Genomic DNA, 3,624 nt, shown 5'->3' with positions numbered 1-3,624 from the left:
GCTGATTCATCAATTCGTTAATCGTGTCATTTTCAGTATTTTCCTCAATGCTAGCCAATTCGCTTTCAATTTTATAAACAGGCAGGAAGAATTCATCGACGATCCTGTCAATTATCCTATGCATCAAGAAAAAGGGACTTTGCTTCAACATTTTATTACCGGCAATTTCTTCCCATACCTTTTCCAGTTCAAGCATATCTTCCTTATGAAAACTGACTATCCATTTTTCACCAACAAACATATCCAATTCCACTGCTTTAAATACCTTCTCCCTTAAAGCATGAATCACAAGAAATTGGTAGCCTTCATAAAAATCCATTTTGGGACGTTGATTAAAATCATCCAGGCAATCTTCAATTGCCAGCGGATGAAAGTGAAAATGATTGGTTAAAAGTTCGATTTCCTTGTTTGTGGGATTGGAAAAATCCACCCAGTACCACTCGATATCCGGATTATTCATTTCCTTTAGCGGTAAATCAAAACTGATTTCTTGATTAGAAGTAATTGCGCAAGTCCTTATCATATGTATCAACCCTCAAAATTTTCTTATCATACATTATACCTTTATTTCATTAATCTCAAAAAGTTTTCTCCCCCTCCTAACTAAATGATAAAATAGGATGAATGAGTCAAACATAGTACATAAATTCATGTAGGTAGATAAGGGAGGATATTCATAGATGGAACATTTAATAAACCCTCTAGTAAAAGACGTACAAATATCAGGAATCCGCAAATTCTACAATATGGTCGCTGATATCGAAGGCACCATTTCCTTAACGATAGGACAGCCTGACTTTCCAACTCCAACGCATATTAAAGAAGCGGCAAAACAAGCCATCAATAATGACTATACCGTTTATACTCACAATGCCGGCTATCTGGAATTAAGGGAAGCCGCTTCAAATTATGTAAAAGATAAATACAAGCTTAACTATGATCCCGCGAATGAAGTGATCGTTACCTCTGGTGCCAGCGAAGGCATAGACATTGCCTTTCGGACGATCCTCATCCCAGGGAACGAAGTAATATTACCTGGTCCGGTATATCCGGGATACGAACCCATCATTAAGATGTGCGGCGCAACACCTGTTTATGCCGATACAACAAAAAATGGATTTCGTTTGACGGCAGATATACTTGAAAAGTACATAACTGAAAACACTCGGTGCATCGTTCTGCCCTATCCATCGAATCCGACCGGGGTTACATTAACTGCCGAAGAATTATTGGACATTGCCGAACTTGTTAGGGGCAAGGACATCTTCATATTGGCTGATGAGATATACAGTGAGCTGGTATTCGATCAGGAGCATGTTTCGATTGCCACTTTCTTAAAAGAACAAACCATCGTCTTGAACGGATTGTCCAAGTCCCATTCCATGACCGGGTGGAGGATTGGCCTTCTGTTTGCGCCTGCAGCCATCTCTCAGCATCTCCTGAAGGTTCACCAATACAATGTGACATGTGCCGCATCCATATCGCAGAGAGCTGCCTTGGAAGCATTGACGGCAGGCAGAAATGATGCAATACCCATGAAGACTGAGTATGCACGGAGACGGGAATACGTGTACAGTCGCTTACAAGCGATGAAACTGGAAATAGTCAAACCAAATGGTGCCTTTTACTTCTTTATAAAGCTGCCTGAAGGCTATGCCTCTTCCCTTGACTTTTGCCTTAAGCTTGTTCAACAGGAAAAAGTGGCAGTGGTCCCTGGAGATGCCTTCTCTCCCCTTGGCGAAGGGTACTTCAGGATATCTTATGCCTATTCCATGGAGACCCTGGAAAAGGCCTTGGACCGTATTGAAGCTTTTTTAGCTAAAAAGTAATCGCAAAAAAATAGTGGCCTTCAATTGAATGGACAATTGAAGGCCACTTTCCAATTTTCAAGGATGTCAGGCTACCTAAGGTTTTTCACCTTGCCGCCAACTAATACAATCTTCGTAAAAAACGAATTTCCCGATATCCTTCTTCCTTATTTGTCGTGGTAAGGCTCACTTCAACGATGGACCCAAGTAAATCAGCCATCACTTCTTCAAATTCCTTTGCGGAGCGCGGCTTTGAAAAGCCTAAGCTCTTCAATTCGCGCATCAGTATCTGAAAACCGGCATTCGTTTCGATATGACTGAATTTCACCGGCAAGATTAGCGGACTTTCATTCATTAATTTCAAATCCCAACGAATGGGCTTTGTTTGATGAATGGTTTTTTCTCGTTTAAAACCTTCAATCCTTACAATATATCGACCATCTTCTAATTCCTGGAATTTCATATTGATATCATCGAATTCGCCCATAGCTTTCACTCCTTTTTGTAAAGGCTGTCGCTATCAGCTTATTCATGATAAAGAAATGCTAGCACTTAATTATAATGTTTATATAATGCCTGTGTACCGCTATTTTCTTCGCCAGCTTCTGCCAGCCCCTCATACAGGGATTTGCTCAGGCTTAATCCAGGAGCGTCCATTCCCATTCTTTCCGCTTCATCAAGTGCAATCTTCATATCCTTGATAAAATGCTTGATATAAAAACCAGGTTCAAAATCCCCTTCAACCATCCGCGGTACGAGATTGGACAATGACCAGCTCCCGGCAGACCCCGATGATATGCTTTTTAATACCCGGTCCGGATCCAACCCCGCCTTTTTGGCATAGGAAATCGCTTCAGTCACTCCAATCATATTGGATGCAATGGCGATTTGATTGCACATTTTCGTATGCTGTCCCGAACCAGCGGGGCCTTGATGGACAACATTGCTGCCAAGGATATCAAAAATGGGCCGGACCGCTTCAAATGCCTCACTAGACCCGCCGACCATGATCGTGAGCTTTGCATCACGAGCAMCGATATCTCCTCCGGAAACCGGTGCATCCAAGGATTCCATGCCCCTTTTCTTCGCTTCCTCTGCTATCGTCACTGCCAAAGTTGGAGTCGAGGTCGTCATATCGATTAAATAGGTTCCTTGTTTCCCGTTCTCGATAAGCCCATTTTCCCCAAGATAGATTTCCTCCACATCACTAGGGTATCCCACCATGGAAATGATCACATTAGCCTTTTGCGCAATTTCCTTTGGAGCAGCTGCCCACTTCGCTCCCTGTGAGAGCAGTTCACTTGACTTATCTTTCGTCCTTGTATAAACAAATACCTCAAACCCCGCCTTAAGCAGATGTGCGGCCATGCTTTTTCCCATAACTCCTAAACCAATGAAGCCGATCACTTTGTTCGATTGCATCAATGCAGATTCCTCCCAATCATTTTGTTTAAAACAGAACTTAAATGGACTTTATCATACCTCCGTCAACTAAATAGGACTGCCCCGTTATATATGTATTAGCACCTGAAACAAGGAAAGTAACGAACTTTGCAAATTCCTCGGGTTCCCCATAACGCCCAAGAGGGATTTTATTAATGGATAGTTCAGTCATCTCCTCAGGAGTGACGCCAAGTTTCTCTGCATTCATCTTATCAAGGTGCTGAACACGATCCGTTGCGATTCTTCCTGGACCGACTGTATTGATCAAAATCCTGTCTGGTGCTAATTCTGAAGCTAACGTCTTCGACAAACCAACGATTGCCGTCCGGAATGTATTCGATAATATCAGTCCTTGAATAGGTTCCTTACTTTA

At 42.3% G+C, this 3,624-nt stretch carries 3 protein-coding genes and 2 pseudogenes; 1 reads left to right on the top strand and 4 read right to left on the bottom strand.

Going from position 1 to position 3,624, the window contains the following annotated elements; all coding sequences use genetic code 11:
- Positions 1-523: CorA family divalent cation transporter (locus AC1DVB_RS25890; RefSeq protein WP_477591648.1), on the bottom strand; the 523-nt coding region annotated here is incomplete at its 3' end.
- A 157-nt stretch (positions 524-680) separates the two neighbouring features.
- On the opposite strand from AC1DVB_RS25890, the gene AC1DVB_RS25885 reads away from it, so the two are divergent.
- Complete coding sequence (locus tag AC1DVB_RS25885) at positions 681-1,829, top strand: aminotransferase A (RefSeq protein ID WP_034314114.1); 1,149 nt, start codon at positions 681-683, stop codon at positions 1,827-1,829.
- 100 nt (positions 1,830-1,929) lie between these two features.
- Here AC1DVB_RS25885 and AC1DVB_RS25880 read toward each other — a convergent pair whose 3' ends face one another.
- The 3 genes and pseudogenes from AC1DVB_RS25880 to AC1DVB_RS25870 form a co-directional block, all read right to left on the bottom strand.
- Entirely contained in the window at positions 1,930-2,295 is a 366-nt protein-coding gene (locus AC1DVB_RS25880) for a hypothetical protein (RefSeq protein WP_034314117.1), read from the bottom strand.
- 65 nt (positions 2,296-2,360) lie between these two features.
- Positions 2,361-3,248, bottom strand: a pseudogene (locus AC1DVB_RS25875) (NAD(P)-dependent oxidoreductase); the annotation flags it as partial.
- 22 nt (positions 3,249-3,270) lie between these two features.
- Positions 3,271-3,618: pseudogene (locus AC1DVB_RS25870) on the bottom strand (SDR family oxidoreductase); the annotation flags it as partial.
- Positions 3,619-3,624: the final 6 nt, after the last annotated feature.

This window comes from Peribacillus sp. P4_D6, from assembly GCF_056401795.1.
Note: the sequence above shows the minus strand (reverse complement) of the source record. Positions and strands in the feature narration are given on the sequence as shown.